The following is a 298-nucleotide window of genomic DNA, read 5'->3' on the forward strand; positions in this document are numbered from 1 at the left end:
TCAAAGAACTCAATGCCGATGTACGTACTTATAAAAAACAGCTTAAGGAATACCAGAAAGCCTTAAGCACTTTACTAAATGCAAATGGCGATGCTGCGGAAATCAAAGACTTAAAACAGAAAATAACCGACCTGGAAGAAAAGATCCCGACGGCCAATAAGCGCAAAAAAGCAATTGATGCCCAACTGCAAAAGCACAGCAAGCTGGACAAAGAACTAAAGGACCTGAAAGCCGGTATAAAAGCTACCGAAGCCAAAAAAGATACTTTGTTAGAAGCCGCCCGGGAAAAGATCACCGA

1 protein-coding gene is annotated in these 298 nt (G+C 41.9%); it reads left to right on the forward strand.

Going from position 1 to position 298, the window contains the following annotated elements:
- Positions 1-298: guided entry of tail-anchored proteins factor 1 (locus RM529_RS17930; protein WP_489752743.1), on the forward strand; the 298-nt coding region annotated here is incomplete at both ends.

It is taken from the genome of Autumnicola edwardsiae, from assembly GCF_031846505.1.
GTDB lineage: Bacteria > Bacteroidota > Bacteroidia > Flavobacteriales > Flavobacteriaceae > Autumnicola > Autumnicola edwardsiae.